25 protein-coding genes, 1 tRNA gene and 1 pseudogene are annotated in these 19931 nt (G+C 57.9%); 23 read left to right on the top strand and 4 right to left on the bottom strand.

Translation table 11 applies throughout. The features are described from left to right. Positions 1-15 precede the first annotated feature (15 nt). The gene (locus tag ISG32_RS10985) at positions 16-1320 is read right to left on the bottom strand and encodes an efflux RND transporter periplasmic adaptor subunit (RefSeq protein ID WP_194771067.1); all 1305 of its coding nucleotides are present in this window, start codon (positions 1318-1320) and stop codon (positions 16-18) included. A gap of 243 nt (positions 1321-1563) precedes the next feature. Here ISG32_RS10985 and ISG32_RS10980 point away from each other — a divergent pair, with 243 nt between their 5' ends. The 14 genes from ISG32_RS10980 to ISG32_RS10915 all read left to right on the top strand — a co-directional run bounded on the left by ISG32_RS10980 (position 1564) and on the right by ISG32_RS10915 (position 10803). Then, a complete protein-coding gene (locus tag ISG32_RS10980; protein WP_194771066.1) occupies positions 1564-2214 on the top strand; it encodes a TetR family transcriptional regulator in 651 nt (216 codons plus the stop codon). A gap of 82 nt (positions 2215-2296) precedes the next feature. Beyond that, positions 2297-2372, top strand: a tRNA-Arg gene (locus tag ISG32_RS10975). A gap of 164 nt (positions 2373-2536) precedes the next feature. Further along, positions 2537-3778, top strand: coding sequence for a tyrosine-type recombinase/integrase (locus tag ISG32_RS10970; protein ID WP_194771065.1), 1242 nt, complete (start codon positions 2537-2539; stop codon positions 3776-3778). Between the two features lie 505 nt (positions 3779-4283). Continuing rightward, positions 4284-4559 (top strand): helix-turn-helix transcriptional regulator, encoded by a 276-nt coding sequence (locus ISG32_RS10965; protein WP_323745923.1) that lies wholly within the window; start codon positions 4284-4286, stop codon positions 4557-4559. Positions 4560-4568: 9 nt separating this feature from the next. Further along, positions 4569-4781 carry a hypothetical protein gene (locus ISG32_RS10960; RefSeq protein ID WP_194771063.1) on the top strand — a complete coding sequence of 71 codons (213 nt, stop codon included), beginning with the start codon at positions 4569-4571 and terminating at the stop codon, positions 4779-4781. 290 nt (positions 4782-5071) lie between these two features. Then, entirely contained in the window at positions 5072-5281 is a 210-nt protein-coding gene (locus tag ISG32_RS10955) for a hypothetical protein (protein ID WP_194771062.1), read from the top strand. Positions 5282-5285: 4 nt separating this feature from the next. Further along, complete coding sequence (locus tag ISG32_RS10950) at positions 5286-5615, top strand: hypothetical protein (protein WP_194771061.1); 330 nt, start codon at positions 5286-5288, stop codon at positions 5613-5615. Next, entirely contained in the window at positions 5612-6148 is a 537-nt protein-coding gene (locus ISG32_RS10945; RefSeq protein ID WP_194771060.1) for a DUF3102 domain-containing protein, read from the top strand. Before ISG32_RS10950 ends, ISG32_RS10945 begins: the two co-directional genes overlap by 4 nt. Next, positions 6145-6981 (top strand): toprim domain-containing protein, encoded by an 837-nt coding sequence (locus tag ISG32_RS10940; protein WP_194771059.1) that lies wholly within the window; start codon positions 6145-6147, stop codon positions 6979-6981. Before ISG32_RS10945 ends, ISG32_RS10940 begins: the two co-directional genes overlap by 4 nt. Next, positions 6978-8231, top strand: coding sequence for an AAA family ATPase (locus tag ISG32_RS10935; RefSeq protein WP_194771058.1), 1254 nt, complete (start codon positions 6978-6980; stop codon positions 8229-8231). Before ISG32_RS10940 ends, ISG32_RS10935 begins: the two co-directional genes overlap by 4 nt. Continuing rightward, positions 8231-8587, top strand: coding sequence for a hypothetical protein (locus tag ISG32_RS10930; protein ID WP_194771057.1), 357 nt, complete (start codon positions 8231-8233; stop codon positions 8585-8587). The genes ISG32_RS10935 and ISG32_RS10930 overlap by 1 nt, the downstream gene beginning before the upstream one ends. Next, positions 8584-8796, top strand: a complete 213-nt coding sequence (locus ISG32_RS10925) for a helix-turn-helix transcriptional regulator (RefSeq protein WP_194771056.1) — start codon at positions 8584-8586, stop codon at positions 8794-8796. The genes ISG32_RS10930 and ISG32_RS10925 overlap by 4 nt, the downstream gene beginning before the upstream one ends. A gap of 96 nt (positions 8797-8892) precedes the next feature. Continuing rightward, positions 8893-10149, top strand: a complete 1257-nt coding sequence (locus ISG32_RS10920; RefSeq protein WP_194771055.1) for a phage major capsid protein — start codon at positions 8893-8895, stop codon at positions 10147-10149. Positions 10150-10323: 174 nt separating this feature from the next. Further along, positions 10324-10803 carry a hypothetical protein gene (locus ISG32_RS10915; protein WP_194771054.1) on the top strand — a complete coding sequence of 160 codons (480 nt, stop codon included), beginning with the start codon at positions 10324-10326 and terminating at the stop codon, positions 10801-10803. A 272-nt stretch (positions 10804-11075) separates the two neighbouring features. On the opposite strand, the gene bamE is transcribed toward ISG32_RS10915, so the two are convergent. Then, a complete protein-coding gene (gene bamE, locus ISG32_RS10910) occupies positions 11076-11387 on the bottom strand; it encodes an outer membrane protein assembly factor BamE domain-containing protein (protein WP_194771053.1) in 312 nt (103 codons plus the stop codon). Between the two features lie 1265 nt (positions 11388-12652). Here bamE and ISG32_RS10905 point away from each other — a divergent pair. Next, positions 12653-13327 carry a hypothetical protein gene (locus ISG32_RS10905; RefSeq protein ID WP_194771052.1) on the top strand — a complete coding sequence of 225 codons (675 nt, stop codon included), beginning with the start codon at positions 12653-12655 and terminating at the stop codon, positions 13325-13327. Between the two features lie 25 nt (positions 13328-13352). Here the strand turns inward: ISG32_RS10905 and ISG32_RS10900 are convergent, their stop codons facing one another. Further along, on the bottom strand, positions 13353-13640 hold the full coding sequence (locus ISG32_RS10900; protein ID WP_194771051.1) for a helix-turn-helix domain-containing protein: 288 nt from the start codon (positions 13638-13640) through the stop codon (positions 13353-13355). 274 nt (positions 13641-13914) lie between these two features. Here ISG32_RS10900 and ISG32_RS10895 point away from each other — a divergent pair, with 274 nt between their 5' ends. From ISG32_RS10895 to ISG32_RS10860, 8 genes are all read left to right on the top strand, one after another. Beyond that, a complete protein-coding gene (locus ISG32_RS10895; protein WP_194771050.1) occupies positions 13915-14580 on the top strand; it encodes a hypothetical protein in 666 nt (221 codons plus the stop codon). Next, complete coding sequence (locus tag ISG32_RS10890) at positions 14580-15590, top strand: hypothetical protein (RefSeq protein WP_194771049.1); 1011 nt, start codon at positions 14580-14582, stop codon at positions 15588-15590. The genes ISG32_RS10895 and ISG32_RS10890 overlap by 1 nt, the downstream gene beginning before the upstream one ends. Before the next feature lie 77 nt (positions 15591-15667). Next, complete coding sequence (locus ISG32_RS10885; RefSeq protein WP_194771048.1) at positions 15668-16201, top strand: DUF2628 domain-containing protein; 534 nt, start codon at positions 15668-15670, stop codon at positions 16199-16201. A gap of 177 nt (positions 16202-16378) precedes the next feature. After that, the gene (locus tag ISG32_RS10880; RefSeq protein ID WP_194771047.1) at positions 16379-16813 is read left to right on the top strand and encodes a hypothetical protein; all 435 of its coding nucleotides are present in this window, start codon (positions 16379-16381) and stop codon (positions 16811-16813) included. Between the two features lie 2 nt (positions 16814-16815). Then, positions 16816-17229, top strand: coding sequence for a hypothetical protein (locus ISG32_RS10875; protein WP_194771046.1), 414 nt, complete (start codon positions 16816-16818; stop codon positions 17227-17229). Positions 17230-17231: 2 nt separating this feature from the next. Next, the gene (locus ISG32_RS10870) at positions 17232-18170 is read left to right on the top strand and encodes a site-specific integrase (protein ID WP_194771045.1); all 939 of its coding nucleotides are present in this window, start codon (positions 17232-17234) and stop codon (positions 18168-18170) included. A gap of 11 nt (positions 18171-18181) precedes the next feature. Next, on the top strand, positions 18182-18412 hold the full coding sequence (locus ISG32_RS10865) for a hypothetical protein (RefSeq protein ID WP_194771044.1): 231 nt from the start codon (positions 18182-18184) through the stop codon (positions 18410-18412). 579 nt (positions 18413-18991) lie between these two features. Next, on the top strand, positions 18992-19633 hold the full coding sequence (locus ISG32_RS10860; protein ID WP_194771043.1) for a helix-turn-helix domain-containing protein: 642 nt from the start codon (positions 18992-18994) through the stop codon (positions 19631-19633). 178 nt (positions 19634-19811) lie between these two features. On the opposite strand, the pseudogene ISG32_RS10855 reads toward ISG32_RS10860, so the two are convergent. Continuing rightward, positions 19812-19931 (bottom strand): annotated as a pseudogene (locus ISG32_RS10855) (IS5/IS1182 family transposase); the annotation flags it as partial.

Raw genomic sequence — 19931 nt, 5'->3', positions numbered from 1 at the left:
GTGAGGTCGTTCCGATTACTTGCCGGAAGAAGCGGCTGCGGCAGGGCCCGACGCTGCGGAGGCGGGTGCCGCCGCGGCGCTTGCGGGCTGTTGTGGCTGCGCGGCAGGCTGCGATGAGCCGGTCCATGGCACCGGCGTCACCTTCTTGGCGCCCATGCCGACCTTCACCAGACCATCGACCATGACCTTTTCGCCGGCCTTCAGGCCCGACGTCACGATCCAGTTCGTGCCCTGCGACTGGCTGATCTGCACGGGGCGCGGGCTGACGGAGCCGTCCTCGGCCACCACCATCACGAAGTTGCCCTTCTCGTTGCGGGTGACGGACTGCTGCGGGATCAGCATCGCATTGTCGATCTGAGCCTGCTCCAGCTTCACGCGCACGTACATGCCCGGCAGCAGCATGCCATCGGGGTTCGGAATCTCGGCGCGCACCTGCACCTGGCCGGTGGTCTCGTCCACGGTCAGGTCCGTGAACAGCAGACGGCCTTCCTGCGGCATCTTGCGGCCATCGTCGGTGTACACGCTCACCCGCGCGCCCGATGCGCCGTCGCTCGACAGCTTGCCCTGAGCGAGCGCCTCGCGCAGACGCAGGATTTCGGACGACGACTGCGTGATGTTCACGTACATGGGGTTGATCTGCTGGATCACCGCGAGCTGCGTCGCGTCACCCTGGCCGACCAGCGCACCCTCGGTCACCAGCGCGCGGCCGATGCGCCCGGAAATCGGAGCCGTCACCGTCGCATAGCCGAGGCTCACGTTGGCCGTGGTCACCGCAGCCTTGCCCGCAGCCACCTGTGCCTGGGCGGCCTTTTCGTTGGCAACCGCAACGTCGTATTCCTGCTTGCTGATGGCATTGGCCTCCACCAGCGGCTTGTAACGGCGGGCGGTGGAGGCGGCCTGCGCCAGATTGGCTTCGGCCTGCGCGAGTGTCGCTTGCGCGCTCTGCAGATTGGCCTTGTACGGCGTGCTGTCGATCTGGAACAGCACCTGACCGGCCTTCACGTTCGAGCCTTCCTGGAAGGTGCGCTTCTGCACAATGCCTGCGGCACGCGCACGCACTTGCGCTACGCGCGAGGCCTCAAGGCGGCCGGGCAGGTCGGAGACGATGGGCACGTTCTGCAGCTCGGCAGTCACCACGCCCACTTCCGGTGGCTTGGCCTGGCCCTGAGGCGCCTGTTGTTGTTCAGCGTTCTTGTCACCGCAGGCAGAAAGGCCCAGCGCGGCAACCAGCGTCAGCGCGATCGCTGCAGATTTGGAGTGGCGAAAAACAGGAGATGAGTGGCCTGGAGCCGCCTGGTTTGCTTCATACACGGGATGCATGAAAGTCCTTCCGGTAGACATTTTTTAATGGATTGATCAATCGACGCGCGCGCTCTCGAGTCCTGTCGGCGCCTTGGATACGGACACGGTCGCCCATATCCCACGAATTTGATGCAGCAATTATACATACATGCATAAATGTATAATTAAGGGCATCCGGGATTTCCCCCGCGAAAAAGAACGGCTTTTTCAAGGCCGGCAGATACAGAGACAGATGGACCTGGCTCACAGAGGGCCCGATACATGGCAAGGCGAACCAAAGCAGAAGCAGATGAAACCCGCACCAGACTTCTGGATGCGGCCGAAGAGGTTTTCTTCGAAAAGGGCGTGTCCCGCACGTCGCTGGGCGACATCGCCCAGCGTGCCGGAGCCACGCGTGGCGCGGTGTACTGGCACTTCAAGGACAAGGTGGACGTGTTCAACTCCGTGCTGAACCGCGTCTGCATGCCCTTCGACGAAATCTGCGACGACATGTACGGCGACCTCGAGCCACTGGACCGCATCCGCAAGTCCATCCGCAATGTCTTCGAGAACGTCGCGCTCGACGACCGCCGTCGAAAGATCTTCGACACCGCCGTCTTCAAGATGGAGTACGTCGGCGAACTCGCCGCCGTTCGCGAGCGCCACGTCGAGGCCGAGGAGGTCTCGCGCGCCAAGTTCACCGACGACCTGAGAGCGGCGGCCCTGCAACTGAACGTGACGCTGCCCATGCCTGCAGATATCGCGGCGCAGGGTTTGCATGCGTTGTTTGTCGGGCTCATACACGGCTGGGTCTTGAATGAGGGGAGTTTCCCTCTGACAGATGCAGGTTGTATGTCAGTGGATGCCTATTTGTCAGGCTTGGGCTTTGCGCCCCACCTGTCGCGAGTGAGCACCTCCGGCCCTCCATCCTGAGAAGAACACCCCGGACCCATGCCATAATCGGCGATCCGGTTGCTTGCAATCGCGCTTTTTTGCTCGTTACAACATACAGCACGCGGCTGTAGCTCAGTGGATAGAGTATTGGCCTCCGAAGCCAAGGGTCGTGGGTTCGATCCCCGCCAGCCGCGCCAGATCACCATCTGAAGCAGTCTAATAAAGTCTCCAAAGCCCGCATGTTTCCTTGCATTGCGGGCTTTTTGTTGTCTGAGATAGTCTGAGAACGTCTATAGACATACCAACATTTTGTTGGTAGTTTTGCTGGTATCTCGCATACCAACATGGGCACATACCAACAATGCCGCTATCAGACACATTCATCAAGCAGGCGAAGCATTCCGGCAAGCCTGCCGGGGACAAGCACAGCGACGGCGGTGGCTTGTATTTGCTTATCACGGCGGTGGGCAAATACTGGCGCCTGAACTACCGGTTCAATACTAAGCAAAAGACGCTGGCGCTTGGCGTCTACCCGGCGGTGACGCTGGCGCAGGCCCGAAGAAAGCGCGATGACGCCAAAGCACGACTGGCGGAGGGTATCGACCCCGGCGTCGTGAAGCAGGCGGAAAAAGCCGCCAAGGCCGTCGCGGGCGAAAACACTTTCGAGGCGGTAGCCCGCGAATATCACAATGTGAAAAATAGCGGCTGGAGTGAGAAGTACGCGGCTAAGTGGCTTCGGGGGCTGGAGAAGGACATCTTCCCTTATGTGGGCCGGATGCAGCTCACGGACATTACCGCGCCCATGATGCTCAACGCGATACGCAAGGTGGAGAATCGCGGCAACCGAGACGCAGCCCACACGCTGAGTCAAAACTCGGGGCAGGTGTTTCGGTATGCCATCCAGACAGGACGCTGTGAGCGAAATCCAATGCCTGACCTGCAAGGTGCATTACAGCCTGTGGTGGTCAAGCATATGTCCGCTGTGCTGGAGCCGTTGAAGGTGGGCGAGCTGCTGCGCGCCTTCGATACCTACACCGGCCAGCCGATCACCAAGGCCGCGCTGCAACTGTCCGCGCTGCTGTTCCAGCGACCCGCCAATATTCGGAAGATGGAATGGGGCTGGATTGATCTTGAGGCCGGGATGCTCACCATTCCATCGGCCTCGATGAAACGCACGGTAGCGCAGAAGCTCAATGGTAGGCCGCACTTCGTCCCGCTGGCCCCGCAGGCGGTGGAAATCCTGCGATATATCCAACCGCTCACGGGCTATAGGACATTCGTTTTCCCATCCACGCGGGGCGAGGGTAGGCCCATGTCCGATATGACGCTCAATGCCGCTCTACGCCGCCTTGGATACTCAGGCGATGAGATGACGGCTCACGGTTTCCGCGCGATGGCCAGAACCTTGATGATTGAGCGCCTGCCAGGAATGCATGCGGACGTGATCGAAGCTCAGTTAGCGCATGGGAAATCTGGCCCGCTTGGATCGGCCTACGACCGCGCCGACTTCATGGAACAGCGCCGAAAGATGATGGGGGAATGGGCCGACTACCTTGACCGACTCAAGCGCGGCGGTGAAGTCGTTCAACTCAAGTCCGCGTAAGTTGAACACATGTTGATCGCTCAGGTGAACGAGAACTTGTACACGATCATCAGCCATCCAGTCGCTGAGTCGCATGGCAAGGTCGACGAATATTTCGTGAAACTCGTCGCAACTCTGGAGTAACTCAACCGCTACCACTGCAGCGCGAATTAAGCATTTCTTACAATGGGAAATGACGGTTGCACCGCATGTATAGAGGCAAATATAGCTGCAACCCGCATAAAACCGTAGCTTTCATACGCAACTCTAGTGAGTGCAACGGCTCGCAGGCAGTTCATAAATAGGGCAGCGGATACACTACAGGTAGTGTCTTGGTCCGCTAGGCCAATTGAGGCACACTAAGGACACGACAGATAAATACTGTCCAGTAAAAACCCCCAACGACGGGTTACCGACGAAGGGGGTTTTCGAACACCGGAGAACCGGCATTACTTAAGTTTCCGAGGCCTAAGTTTTGCCATCGTACCATTTGTGTTAGCGGTGCCTAACTGATCGTACATACAGTGTGCGATCAGTATGGGTATGCCTGACCCATTCTGTGGCTCCGGTGACTTTTTCAACGCAACTTGAAAGTCACCATTTGACTACCGCAATCAATTCCCTTTCCCTTCTGCGTCTGCGTGATGTTCTCCTGCGAGTGCCGGTTAGCCGTGCCACTTGGTGGGCTGGCGTCAAGTCCGGCAAGTTTCCTCAGTCCGTGAAACTGGGACCGCGCACCACTTGCTGGCGTAGCGCAGACATCGACAAGCTCATCGCCAATCTCTCTCCCGAAACCAAGTAAGGAGACGCCATGAGCGAACACATTCAAGTTGCACATGATGTGCAGCCGCGCCTGGACGAAAAGACCTTCGCCACCCTCGCCGCCAAATACGCGTTGGCGGGCTATGCCGCTCACAAACTCGCTGACGGTGGCTACATGATCAGTCGCTGGAGCATGTCCCGCTACTTCCCCGATATGGCTGCACTGGCTAGCTTCTTGGCCATTGTGGGAGGTAAGCAATGATCTCTTGCGATTTCTCCGAGACGATCTACAATGGCGGCAAGCCGAGAGGCCCGGTGCCTGAGAAACACCAAACCAGCAGCGGTAGCAAGCTCCACCGTAAAGTGAGCTTTTGTCACGTCCAAATTTTGGGGACTGGTGCGCCTGCACCTCTCTCTCACGGTTTCGGGCGGGATGGGCAAAAGGGCAACCTGCGCCGCACGTCTGCTGGCGTGTTTTTCACATCCCGTCCACCCAATGCGATGAAAACGCAAACGGTGGGTTTCCTTGATTCTCCAGCAGGAATCCAGACCATGACCGTCATCAACAAGGCCAGCCGCCGCGCTGCCACTACGCCCACCAAGGGCAACGACCCTATCCAACATCACGCTGATGCGCACAACGCGCTGAGCATGGCCGTGCACTACCTGTCCCAGCCGCACGCCAACGTGGCCGGAGCACGCCGCAAAGCCGTCCAGGCGCTCGCTGCCCTGCGCAGTCTCGATCTGAGCACGGAGGCTTAAAACCATGAGCACACAACACAACGCCGCCCACGGTGCGGTGAAGGCGGAGCTTTGCCAAAAAACTGCTGATCGTCGCAACTGGGACATGGAAACCATGGCGAACGAAGCCCTGTCCATCGGTCTAGCCGTCGATTGGATCGTGTCGGCCAACACGCTGCTGGAGGACATCCAAGAGGCCGCGAAAAGCTACCCTGAAATTGGCAAGTTCTTCCGGGATAAAAACATTCCGATTGCCAACGCAGATTGGACAGCGTGCGAGATGGGCGATCACATCAGCCGCATCCTGAGCCGTCAGCACGTCCTCATCAAGCGCATGGCCGGAGGTGCAGCATGAGTTCAGTAGCAACGACACTGGCCCAGGCCATCAACGACAAGGTGCTCGAAGCTGAGAGCAAGGCACGCGGCGCAATGGAGTGTGCGCTCGAAGCTGGCGCTCTGCTGGTTCAGGCAAAGGAGCAAGTTGCACATGGTCAGTGGGAAAACTGGCTGCGCGAGAACTGCACCGTGGCCCCACGCACCGCACGCAGCTACATGAAGTTGGCGACGGCATTCCCGGCACTGCCAGATGCAGAACGGCAACGCGTTGCCGATTTGCCCCTGCGCGAAGCTGTGAAGGCGATTGCCACTGATCCAGTTAGTCCGCCGCGTGAAAAGCGCATTGGCTACATCTCCAATAGGGAGACAAGGAACAAGGCGGGTGAAACTTTTCAACGTGCTGCGGAAGTGGCGCGTGATGCCGCCAAGCGCGTGCGCATCGGTTCGGCAATAGGTCCATCGAAGGCGGCGTCGCTTATCAAATCTCTGGAGGCCGCGCTCGAAGAAATCAGGAAGTTGCAAGACGCCGACAACATCGTGGAGGCTGGATGACACCACACATTCTCTGGAATGAGTTTCCTGTCGGTGACCATCGCGCCATGTGCCCGATGTGCGGCACCAAGCCCAAGAAGCGCGATATGGGCATCACGATCCTGTCGCCGGAGAGTGGCGTCGCGCATTGCTTTCGCTGCGGTTTCGTCGCCACTAATCGCCATGAGCGTGAACTGACTGAAGCCGAGCGCAAAGCCTTCAAGCGCCGCATGGATGCACTGCGCAAGGCCCACGACGCCGAGCAGCGCGAGAGGCAGGCTCAGGCAGCAGCAGAAGCTGCACAGCTATGGCTGAAGTCTCAGCCGTGCCTGGAACATCCCTACCTGAGCAAAAAGGGCGTGAAGGCCCACGGGGTGCGCGTGCATGGTGGCCTGCTGTTGGTGCCCCTGCGTGATGCCAATGGCGTGTTGCACAGCTTGCAAACCATCGACCGCAACGGCGATAAGCGCTTTCTCAGCGGCGGCAAGGTGAAGGGCTGCTATTTCAGCATTGGCAGGCCATCGGGCCGCATCGTGATCGCGGAAGGCTTTGCCACGGCTGCGACAGTCCACGAGGACAGCGGCCACGCCGTTGCTGTTGCCTACAACAGCGGCAACTTGCTGCCCGTCGCCAAGGCCTTGCGCTCCAAGTATCCGTGCATCGATCTGTACATCGCCGCTGATGACGATTGGCAGACGCCCGGCAACCCCGGCATGACCGCAGCAACTGAAGCCGCCCGCGCTGTCGGTGGCCTGCTGATGAAGCCTGATTTCAACGGCCTGCAACGTGGCCCGAAGGACTCAGATTTCAACGATTTGAAGCGCCTGATTCAAGAGAAGGAGGCATCGCAATGAATGCCATCACAGAAGCCATCGATATGGCTCAACTCGTGCCCATGGATCGCGTGGTGCTGGTGAGCGGTGCAGACCTCACACCTCAGCCTATTGCATGGCTTTGGAAGCACTGGCTCGCGCTCAAGAAGCTGCACATTCTGGCGGGCGCTCCAGGTCAAGGTAAGACCACGATTGCACTCTCCATGGCAGCTACAGTGACGCTGGGCGGGCGCTGGCCTGATGGCGATAGGTGCGAGAAGGGCAACGTGCTGATCTGGAGCGGTGAAGACGATCCTGCCGACACTCTGCTACCTCGATTGCTGGCGGCTGGGGCTGATCGCTCGCGCTGCCACTTTGTCAAAGGCGCTATGCGTGACGGCGTGGTGGTTCCGTTCGATCCTGCACGGGACTTGCAGCAACTGCGTGAAGCAATTGAGGCTATCGGTGGCGTTCGCCTGCTGGTGGTCGATCCTGTCGTGTCTGCTGTGACTGGCGACAGCCACAAGAACACCGAAGTGCGCCGAGCGCTGCAACCACTGGTTGACCTGGCCGACGCCTGCGATTGCGCGGTGCTGGGTATCACCCACTTCGCCAAAGGTGGGCAAGGTACTGACCCGGCTCAGCGCGTGGTGGGTAGCGTGGCCTTCACCGCTGTTGCTCGCATCGTGTTGGTTGCCGCGAAGGTCAAGAGTGCCGAGGACGGCGAAGACGCACGAATTCTTGCTCGCAGTAAATCCAACATCGGCCCGGACGATGGCGGCTTTGAATATCACCTTGAGCAGACAGAGCCACTTCCCGGCATCCAGGCATCACGCATTGCGTGGGGCAAGGCGGTGCAAGGCAGTGCGCGTGACCTGCTCACCGACCCCGACGAAGAGATTGAAGAAGTCGCCGCCGGAAAGACGGATTTGCCCATGCTCATGTGGGCAGAACTCAAGGACGGCTGCCGCCAGAGCAAGCAAGTCGAAGCGGCAATTGTCGGTATGGGCTACAGCAAAAAGCAGGTTCGGACGGTGCGCGAAAAGATGGGAATCAAACCGCGCAAAGGCGGGGTTGGAGATGGTTGGTACTGGTCACTGCCGGACGGATTTATTCCCAAAACTGAATGGCTCGCGGCGGTGGGTGAAACCGAAGATGCCCTCGAAGATGCCCAAGGTGCCCAACTTTTAAAACAGGGCATCTTGGGCACCTTCGGGGCATCTTCGGCAGAAAACGCAACCGACGTGAAGACAGAAACCGCCGCCGACGTTCACGGCGATGAAGAGTTCTGATGATCGCCGCCGCCGTTTTGGAAACACTCCGCGATGTCGGCTTGCATCTGGACTTGACCCCGGAACGCACGATCAAGGTCAAGCCCGCAACGCTGCTCAACGACGAACTGCGCACGCTGATCCGCAGCCACAAAGACGAGCTGGCCAAGCTGCTGGAAGCCGAGATTGACGCACATGAGCGTGGTCTCGATTTCTGGAAAAAACAGACGCGCTGGCGTGAACGATCAACCGCCTATTACCTGCATCACTTCGGCTGTGCTGATTGCATCGCTGCTGGCCGTGGCGCCGGGTATGGCGAGCGCTGCGCTGATGGTGCGGCGCTGTGGGTGAACTATCAAGAAAGTGCAAAGACATGACCGAACGAGCAATTTCTCAATTCATGCGTAAGCAGGCTGTTGCCTTCGAGCTGGGCGTGAGTCGCCACACGCTGACACGCATGCTCAAGCGCGATACATCGTTCCCGCGCTTCTTCGAGATCACGCCCGGAATAACTGTTATCGCCCGTGCTGATTTTGATCGCTGGCTTCTCGAAAAGCGCTTGAAGTCACTGCCTGCACCACTCTGATACCACGTTGTGTATGGATGCACCCTGTTGCCGCATTGCTGCGCTGGGGTGCTCCAAGAGAAGCTATACGCACCTCAACTTTTATTGAATTACCCCATGTCCAATCTTGCCCAACTCCGCCACGACTATGACCAAAAGGTCGCACAAGCGAATGCCCTGATGGAGCAACACCCTGGAAAAATGCCAGTCGATATTGCAAACCGCGTCGATCAAATGATCTCTGAGGCGGAGCGCATCGCCGGGAAGATCGAGCACGAACACGAGATGAATCAACGTGCAGGCGAAGAACACGCGGCGGGCTCCCTGAGCGGCAGCGGCTGGAAGAACAGCGACGGTACGCCCCTGAAAGCGCTGCACTCTGCTGCTGACATTCGCAGCCACTACGCCGCCAAGAACCGCATTCACGGCAATGGCGCGGCCCCCTTCGCGCTGGATGACTTTGTGCGCGGCGTGGCTGGCATGAACACCACCGAAGCCGTGCGCGCTGCCCTGTCTACTGGCACCGATACCGCTGGTGGTTTTGCACTGCCATCGATCGTGATGCCGAGCATTTTGGAAGCTCTGGTTCCTGCATCTTCCGTGCTGAGTGCTGGCGCTGGCATCGTGCCTCTGGACAGCGGCGCGAAGATGTTCACGACCGTGGCAATGGACACCATCCCAAAAGCTGCATGGCGTCTGGAATCGGGAAATGTCGTCAACAGCGAACCCACCTTCCGCGCAGTTCAGTCTGTGCCGAAGTCGCTGGCCTTCCTGTTCAAGATCAGCCGCGAACTGCTGGCCGATGCGCCGAACCTGTCGCAGGCTCTGACCACCGCCATTGCGCAAGCATTTGCCGTTGAACTGGATCGCACAGCATTGCGTGGCAGCGGCACCAACCCCGAGCCGCTGGGCATCTCCAATACCGCCGGAGTGGCTTCGATCACCAACGGTGCGAACGGTGCGGCGCTGGCTGGTTACGGCAACTTCTTCAGCGCAATTCAAAGCATCCTGCAATCCAACGCACCTCACCCCACTGCTGCCATCATGAGCCCGCGCTCTCTGGTAAAGCTGGGCGGTCTGGTGGACACCACCGGCCAGCCACTGCGCAAGCCCGACATGATCGAAAAGCTCAACCTGCTGAGCACCACGGCCATTCCCAACGACCTGACGGTGGGCACTGGCACTGACTGTTCCGAAATCTACGTGTGCGACTTCAGTAAGGTGAACTTCATGATGCGCGAACAGATCAGCATCCAGCTCGCCAAGGAACTGTTTGCCGGGACTGGTGAAGTCGGCTTCATCTGCCATGTCCGCGCAGACATCGCAATCAGCTACCCCAAGGCGCTGGCCGTCATCACCGGCGTGAAGGCTTAACCAGAACTGGCCGTTACTCGGTGAGTGGGCCTGAGCGAGTAAACCCCGAGAGCCTGCGGTAACACCCTCCTTTCGATACGTGGCAGGCACAGGCCCCGCATGGTTCGCCCTGCGGGGTTTTGTCTTTTGGAGCGCACATGGAACAATGCACTCATTCAATCAAACGGAGGAGTCATGCAGTACAAGCAATCGTTCAAGAACCCTGACCATCGCGAGGTTTTTGGTAAGGTGCAGCAATTCAAGGATTTGCGTCAAACTTGCCAAGTCATGTTTCGATGGCTTGTTGAGCGATATGCATCAAGTACGGACTTTCAAGCGATGCTTGAGGACGATGGAGATTCGATATGCATAAAGACCCCGGCTGGAAGCGTGCGTTCGCGAATTCTGATGATGGAGATGGAGTCAATTGCAATTGCTCGCATTGTGTTCGTCTCACGTCTTGACCCCGCTGATAGTCTTCGAGAGGTGCCAATTTTTGCGTTGACCGTCAGAGACTATTACGGCGTTACTGCTGGTGATGATCCTGGCCGCGCATGGGAAGCTGCGCGCTCACATCAAGAACCATGGGCCGCCAGAGAGTCGTTGGCTCTTGGGTACGATCTTTTAGCAGGACAGCTTGAAGCAGCATCTCTGTTGATGGCAGCACCAGTGTAATCCTGACGCGAACCAGAGCGATTGGCTCTCGGTCGGTCGGGGGCAGGGGGTGGTCAAAAGGCTGGAGCGATCTGGCTGGAAACCGCGCTGTTCCGCACGCGCAGAAAATTTCCCCCCTATGAATTTGTTAATCAAACGATGGGCTGCAAAACGGCCCGCCAGACCTCATGGATGCTGGGTTTAGGGTCACTTTGAATTCGTTTGATTTGCTGCATCGATGTTAAAGCGTTAACACCGAGCGGGAGTCGCATCCATCTCATTTGTGCGGCCAGTTACTGGAACTTTTCGGTGTCCCCGTAAACGCCGCCTGGTGGGATTCCGTATGACATGTTGTTTTCGTCGAAATCAATTTTCACAGCCCGACTGCGATGACCTCCAGTAAACCCGTTCACTTTGGCATATGACCAAATGAACGTCTTGCCTTGGTTGGTTATGGAGTTTGGTTTCCCTCCCATGATCTTCACGACCTGTTCACGTGTCATACCGTTCTGAATCTGGTTCGCTTGTTGAATGGTGAATTTGTGACCGGACGAAGCGCAAGCGGTCAAGAGAAGCGCCAAGGCAAGGGGGATTAGTTTTTTCATGATTGATCGACGAGGAGGAAAGATCAATTCTAGCTATTCATACATCTTGTTGCATGGAGTGAGAGTCTTATTGATTCGCTGTTTGATCACATTGACCGCCTGAGCTTCAAGGCCGTGTCCTGGAACACGAGGACACCCCGGCTCACTTTTGAGCCAGCATCAACTGCACAGATTCGTGCAGAAGTCAGATTTCAAATCGAGCTCCAGAGAACAGTACGCGCGCGAGGTGGGGTTTTCGGAGTCCCTAAAGGCCAACCAATCAGATTTCAAATCCGAGCAAGTTGGTGTGATGGCAAACGCGGGATATTCCCGTATTTGCGTTGGCACATGGTTGCACCCACGACGCCCGGCAGGTTTCACGACTTGATCGTAAAAGACTCGACGCAAAATTGCGTTACCAATGCTGGCGCGGCTTCCGAGGGGGCATCGACCTAGGCACCCGAAGCGGGGGCCGAGAACACCGAAACGGTGGTGCAGACATCCAATTCGAGGGTGTGCCCTTCCGCATTTGAAACGCCGAACCGCACCGTATTTTTCGTGCCCAGGCTGAGGCACTTTTTCTTTTGTTGGTATTTTTGTTGGTACATCCGAATATTGATGTGCCGAAAGCGTTGTCTGGCGCGTGGTTTGGAGATTTGTTTGATCCCCGCCAGCCCATATAAATCAACAACTTACGTGATTCGAGGTTTGTTGATTTTTTGCTGATTCATTTTTTACCCCATCGAATATTTCGTGGCATGTGAGGTGGTCGTTCCGGTCGGAGAAAAGGCTGGTCGTGCGCCTCGTAATGGAGTGCTGGTGTGTTAGCTGTCCGTGCGCGTCAGCTGCAGCGGAGCAAGCGTGAAATACACAAAGTAATTCAGTTTTGGCGTGGCTGAAGAATCGATCGTTGGTGGGTTAAAATAACACTATGAGTTTGTTTTTCGGTGCGCCTTTTGTAGGCGGCACCCTCAAACTCGGGCTCAGTCGCGAAGACGTCTGTTGCTGTAAACCAGCTCGCAGATCACTTTCAGAAGTTCCCGGATTCCACATTTCTGAGATCAGGTCTTCGCCAATCCATCGAGACGTCTTCCGCCTCGATCTGAGCCCCCGGCTTCCTCACTCAATTCTCAAGACATCGCGGCCCTGAATTCGCTGCAAAGGCATCAGGGTCGCGCTGCCGCATGGCCGATTCAGTTGCGCCATGTGTTCGCGCTCGCATGGTCCTCACGATTGGGTGGGGGGCGAGTTTTCCTGCGCCATGCCTCTTTAAAAAGGATTTCCAGATGCCTGATGACTCCAAACCCGGCGATGTGCCTTCGCCCAAGATGACGACGTCCCCCGATGCAAAGACTACTTCTTCCGCTGCCGTCGCCAAGACTGCTGCGTCGACCTCACCTCAGACACCACCGAAGCCGTCACCACCCGTGTCCCGTGTCGAGCAGTCCGATCGGTGTGATGACGCGCTGGCCTGTGTGGCGATGCTGTGCCGCATGCCGCTCGACAAGGTGACAGAGATGGCACACGGCCTTGGCTATCCCAAGGTGGGGCCTGCGTACGTGACGGACGACATGCTTGTGGCCTTCGTCATGAAGGCGGGCAACTGGGTGGCCAAGAGCTACAAGGACTTCACCCACTTTGATGCGCTTCCACCCATCGCCATTCTGTATGTGGACTATTCGGAAGTTCTGGATGTCGGACGGACCGTGCTGTGGCTTCGCCCGCCTGCACCAAGTGATGCCGTCAAGCTGTCAACGAAAGCCGCTGTGCGACCTGGACAGGCACCCGTTCAACTCGTGCGTGGCAACCGGGTGGAGCTGGGGCAGGGGTTCGTCATGGACCCGGCTTACTGGATCAAGCCTGAGCAGCAGATCCTGACCGGCGTGAGCATCATGCACTTCGCCCCGGGCTGGTTCATGGAGCTTACCCAAGGCCCGGCTAGCAAGACCGGCAAATCGTGAGCGGACTTGGTGTCCCGCGCACGGCTCACGGCTGGGAGCGCACGGGCATGTTCTGCAGCAACCGCTCTGCGGGATACCCAAGGCTCGAAGCGATGCGCCAGATGTTGTAGAGCGAGATATTGCGCTCGCCACGCTCGACCGAGCCCACATAGTTCGCGTGCAGTTCGCTCGCTTCGGCGACTTGCTCCAGCGTCATTTCCTTGCCCCGACGCAGTTCTCGCAGCTGCTGCCCAAACTGGCGCTGCAGCTCCAGCAGTTCTTGCTTGTGCGCTTCATCCAGGGGTTGCGGTTGATTGACTGTCACTCGGGCCATCGGCCTAGTGTTTCGGGATCAACACTATAAGTACACAAACTATAAGTTCTGTATGGCAGAATTTGCCGTAAAACCAAACGTATAGTGTGTATTTCAATGTTTCTAGACGCCAATGGCGGACGAACCGAGAGAGCACACGAGTACCGATAAAAACCACCAGCGCATTTCCGGGTAGGTCCATGCGCTGGCCCATTCATTGGAAAAAGAGAGGTCATCCATGAAATCGCACAGACAACGATTTTCGAGACGGGTTTTGCCATGGAGGAGGGCGGCAATGGCCTTCACCGCTGTTGGCGTCCTGTTCACCGCGCAGACGTCAGCGTTCGCCCAGCAGGGCATGCAGTTCGTTCCGTTCATGCGCCAGGCGCCCAAGGAGCGCACCGGGCAGGAGCTGTTGCGGGCGATCGAACGCGGGGACTATGCCAACGCAGGTCCCAACGACTCCGAGGCGGGGGTCGCGCTTATGGCGAGCAGTTGGGCGGTGTTCCATGGTCAGCAGGGCATGCCCGGCTTTGCCAACGGATCACAGGCCCAGATCTTCTCCAGCACGTGGCTTGCTGTGGTGAAGGCCATCAACGTGGCGACATGGGAGAGGACGCAGCTGGCAACGTCCGCGTCGAGTTCGGCGATCACGGGCTATGCGGGCAGCGAATCGTTTGAGAGCAATGTGCGCAATCTCAAGGAGCCGTTCACGCTGCAGTTTTGCGGAGCCCAGACAGATCAGTGCGCGCGCCTGATGGACCAGTGGGTGCGTGCGGTGGGCGATGCGTCCATGCGTGGTGCGAAGAAGCGCGAGAGCGATCGCATTGAAGAAGGGCTGCGGATGCAGGAGGCCATTGCAGCCAAGCAGCGGGCGGCAGAGCAGGCCAAGCATGACGCTGCTTCTGCAGAGATTGCCGAGCAGGCAGCGCGCATCCGCGCCAAGAAGCGTGGGCAGTGATGGCCTCGTTTATTGCCCAGAAACCCTTCAATCCCTTCAGATCTCGTATGAACCACATTCAAGTTAGCCACGCGCCGCGCACGCGGTTTCTCTCCAGATGGCCGAGTGCCGCGTTGGCCGCGTTCACGCTCGCCAGCGTCTCTGCCTGCCAATTCAAGCAGCCTCCCAGTTGTGATTCCGAGGAGGTGCAGAAAGTACTCAAATCGGTCGTCTTCAACAACGCGAAAGAGTCCACCATCGGCGCTCCGGACAAGGACGGCTCCGGGCAGATCAAGCCCGGATCTGCCTACTTCTACAACAACACTGTGCTGACGGTCTCGGGCATCTTTGACAGCGGCGTCAACAAGGAGACCAAGGTGCGCAGTTGCTCGGCAACCATGCATATGAAGGTGCCGATGGACGTGAAGCTGCTCGCGATGACAGCCAGCATGTTTGGTGTGAAGACCGATGGAGTGCAAGCCGATCAGGATGGCGGGCTCAAAGCCAAAGTCGACTACGAGGTCCAGATGGACGACAAGGGGGAGCAGTTCCAGGTCCAGTCCACATCGCTGAATTCCTTCATCGGGCTGGTGAGCACGGGGCACGCCGTGGTGATGTCGAAAGTGAGATGGTCTGGACGCTGGCAAGGCAGCTACCGCTGCGAGCGGGCAGGGCGAGCCGATGATCTCGCTCCCGAAATCATGGCAGCGCATGCGCCGTTCGAGTTGGCCATTGATGAGCAGCATTTGAGCGGCAACGAGATGCTGATCGAGCGAAACACCGGTGCAGGAGGTTTCGAGAAGCTCAGGGTTCAGTTCGGCAACGAACCTGTCGTGCGGCTGGAAGGTGCGAACACTCCCCGGGACCGCTGGGAGGGGCAACTTCGTGGCAGTCAGCGCGGGGACAAGCTTGAGGTCGCAGGACTCATCCGCGGGCTCGATGACCGCGAGGTCGCGCGCTGCTCCATGAGTTTGGAACTCACGCCACTGGATGAGCGATTCGTGGCGGAGGCTCTCTCCGAGCCGAGCTGAACGCTTGCCCGTCGCGAGCTTCATTGCGCATCCATTGCGGAATTCACGCCACAGATTCACCCCACAGACTCCTCACTATGACCACATCACAAGTCACCCCATCGTCGGCGCCAACGTCCACATCGGCAGACCCTTTGCGGGAGCAGAAAATCCAGCGTGCATTGCTGCGCGCCTACGTCGACAAGAACTATGAAAAGTACCAGCGCATGTGGGACAAGGCGGAGACCAAGAAGTCCAGGCAAAGCTGGAACTGGGCCGCGTTTTTCCTGTCCTTCAGCTGGTTTGCGTACCGCAAGATGTACGTGCCTGCGGCCATCTGGATCGCGTTGATCGTTGGCGAGACGATCGCATCGATGGTGTTCGGATATGCCGAGCGCTACTCCAGCGTCTTCTCTCTTGGCCTCGCATTTGGAGCGGGGCAGGTGGGGAATACCGTATACGCACTGCATTCCAACAAGCAGGTCGATCAGGTCAAAGCCGCTCTGCCATCGAGCCACTGGGTGAGCAATCTGCGCAGCAAGGGCGGCGTCAGCTGGCTCGCGGGCATCGGCGCGTTTGTCATCCTCATCGTCCTGCTGATAACGGTGATGGCACTGGGCGGAAAGCTCTGACCAGTCCGCAGCGCCAGAACAGTCATGCACCCCCATATCTGACAAGGAGCCTCATCACCACCCACATTCCCATTCGCTGATCGACAGACAGTTCCCCCTTCATTCGCCCACACAAGAGCGCCAGTGCATTCGTTGCCCTGGCGCTCTTGCTTTATGGGCTCCACATACGAGTTCTTTATGACAAAAACCCCCAAACATTCGAATCCCCAAGAGCCCAAAGATCCTGCAGAAGCAGCGCCACGCACGGGCCAGCGCGATGCGCGAGGACGCTCCAATCCCGTGCAGCGCGTCTTCGCCAATCACCCGCTGTTCCAGCCCGGCAAGATCGTCGCGACGCATGGTGCGTTGGATCTGATGCGTCGCACAGGAACGTCTCCGCAGGTGCTGCTGCACCGGCATTTGTGCGGCGACTGGAGCGAGATGGACGAAGAGGATCAGGCCGTCAACCACGATGCCGTGCAATCCGGCGCGCGAATTCTCTCCAGCTTTGATGTGCAGGGCGTGAAGCTTTGGATCCTCACGGAGGCCGTGAGCGACGTCACCGAAGACGGCCAGCCCAAGGCCCGCCCATCCCGTTCAAGCACCTGCTATCTGCTGCCCGAGGAGTACTGATCATGGAGCGCGATACTTCGACTCACAATGACGAAAGCATCGAAGGGTTTTTCCGTTACAGCGATACATGGAAGGCGTTGACGGCACTGCTCAGGATCGGCGCACGTCAGGACGCATTCATACTCACCAAGAAGAACCCTGAAACCGGAGAGTTGACGCTGCTGAGTGCGGACTGGCAGGCCGCGAGTCCGCAAGAGCTCGCGGTGATTCACCGCTGGGCCAAGAAGAGGGCGGTGGAGCTCGCCTGCGGTGTGGGCCAGCTGCTTGAGGCAATCGAGCGCGGGGATGGAGCACCCGATCACGGCATGAGCTTGCAGTCGTGGGTGCGTGGGCATCTGGACCTGTGGGTCGCATTGACATTGCTCGCCGATCACGTAGCACCGTTGATTGCGGACTACCACGGCGAGGAGGCATAGCCATGCACACGACCTCTTTGCGTACAAGCAATCGGCAGCGACTGAAGCTGCTGCGCCGCGCAAGTCTCGCGGAGGCCACGCAAAAGGCCTACGCGTCTGACGTGCGGCACTACCAGAAGCACCATGGAGTACTTCCGGCCAAACCGAATCAAGTGGCCCTCTACCTTGCCAAGTGGAGCCAAACGCATTCCTGCGCAACGCTCGTGCGGCGCATGGCTGCACTGGATCGTTGGCATCGAAACAGGGGATTCGCAAGTCCCGTGAAGACCACCGTCGTGCAGGAAGCGATGCGCGGCATCAAACGTCTCTATGGCGGGCAGCAGCGGCAACGACAAGTTCGTGCGATCACTGCAAAGGACTTGGCGAAGGTGGTCAAGGCGGCGAGGGTAACTCAGGAAGACGCCAATCCACAAGCAAGCAAAGCACGGGCGCTGCGGGATGTGGCGTTGGTGCTTCTGGGCTTTGCTGCTGCGCTGCGTAGATCCGAATTGGTGGCGCTGGAAGTGGGTGATCTGCAGTGGGAGCGCGCAGGACTGCAACTGCATATCCGGCGATCCAAGACAGACCAGTTTGGACAAGGCCAAGTGGTGCACGTGAAACGAGCGAAGAACGGAGCGCTGTGTCCCATCGCAGCGATCCGCGCGTGGTTGAGCCACGCTGAGATTCACACCGGATCGGTGTTCCGGTCAATCGATCGATTGGGACGCATCGCGGCATCAGCGCTCACGCCTCAGTCCGTTGCACTGGTTCTCAAGCGTCTGGCCACTCAGGCGCTAGGGGAAGAAGCCGCAGCGGACATTAGCGGTCATTCTCTTCGGGCTGGGTACTGCACGGATGCCGCACGACGCGGCCTGTCCGTGTTCGCCATTCGCCAAGTCACCCGGCATCAATCTGTTGAAACCCTCGGCCGCTATGTACGCGGCAATCTTGCAATCGCATAAGGAGCAAACCCATGGCAAAGAAACGACCTAAGGTTGAGCAGAAGAAGAATGTTCAGAAGCGCGTGACTCGTGGCATCTGCGGGACCTGTGGAGCGAGCATGAGCCCACAGATTCAGGACGATTCACATCCGGGGGTTAAGAAGCGGTGGGAGAGCGGTGACTCTGAAGAAGAGTTTGAGTCGAGACCGGATATCTTCATTTTAAAGAAAAGAAATGATGAACAGGGTGGTCCTGTTCGTTGATCTGATTGGCTCGGACGGGGAGGCTTAATGGGGGCATTTTTTGTGAGGCGCCCCCAAAGCCCAAAATTCAAAGAGGGGCAGATGACCCACTAGGTGCTGACTTTGCACGAAGCATTTGGTACACCATCCTCGGTCCAAGCAGGGTATCCAATACCCTTTCAAAAACTCGGTTGGAGCTGAGTGTCTGACTACTCATTGCTTGGTGTACATCGCATGCATCCATCACATGTAAAAGTTCAGTCTTGACCAGACAGTTGCTCTCGTTTTGCTGGGCTGGCTGTCAGATTAATTCAGAGCGTTTAGGCATCTGCGGCGTGCACCCGCAACCGCTGGTCGGTGCGCCGACGCGGCAGAGGCTCAAGAGTGCTGTCCTGCACACTGACGAAATGCGCATGCAGATGCTTCAACCCGACAAGGGCAGCACGCATCGTGCTTACTTCCGGACCTGCGGTTACGCCACGCTTGAAGAAATGAAGCCCCGGGTTGCGACTTCCGCGAATCCTGTGCCGGTGAACATGCGGTCAAGCGGTTGATATTCCATCTGAGTTGCAGAGACTCTTCAGCATCCTCGCTCGCACCATGACCTCGGTGGGATACCTATTTGCCTTCGCAAATCAGTTGCTGAATACCGTTGATTCTCCAAAATTTCTTCATATTCGCAAAATAAACGCAATAATTCATCATTGTTTAGAGGTGCAAATGGCAAGAAAACCACGCAATGTTGATGGATTGCAAGAGCGCGCACGCGTAGCCATGTCTCAGGCTAAAACCGCAGATGAGTTGCGTGTCGCGCAAGCGGTGCTTTTGCCGTTGATTGGGTTTTCTCTGGAGCAGGCGGCGCAAGTCGTCGAGCGTGACAGGTACTGGGTTTCACGCGTGCGCAATCGTTTTATCAAGGGTCAGCCCGCAGTACCTCGTCAACGTGGAGGCCGAAGGAACGCGTTGCTACAAGAGGATGAAGAGCTCAAGCTGGTGAAACTGGCTTTGACGCAGTGCGAAGGCTGGCAAAGCGTCTCGCTTCGCAGCGAACTTAGGAGTCTGCTTGACGAGCGGGGCATTTTCGCTTCCGAGTCGACTCTCACCAAGATGCTTTCGCGTGTTGCACCCTACTTTCTTCTGGGTGGTTCGTGCACGGATCTGGAGGGGGTCTCGTTTCATCTTGGCTTGGTCATGCGATGTCAACGAACCTTGGCAAAACGGGATCAACGAGCATGGCCTTGATTATTGCGTATTGAAGTGGCAACCAGGCCTAAACACGACCCCAAAAATTCAATTTGTTCTTCATCGCAGTTTTGAGTGGGTTGGCATGCATGACGGCGCGAAATTTTCGCTGGCTGCTGTCGAGGCGGCTCTGATCGACGCGCTCTCACCTGAGTGCAATAGCCGCCGCTAAGAGCGGCTAACACAACCGATCAACAAACCTCGCGCAGATAATCGCTGCAGCTAGTTTCAGTAGCGCTTCATGAGTCTGAAGGCGTCGCTCGAACCGGATGCGCAGCTTGCCAAAGCCTGCAAACCA

Source organism: Diaphorobacter caeni (genome assembly GCF_015354245.1).
In the GTDB taxonomy this organism is placed as follows: Bacteria; Pseudomonadota; Gammaproteobacteria; order Burkholderiales; family Burkholderiaceae_C; genus Diaphorobacter_A; species Diaphorobacter_A caeni.
Note: the sequence above shows the minus strand (reverse complement) of the source record. Positions and strands in the feature narration are given on the sequence as shown.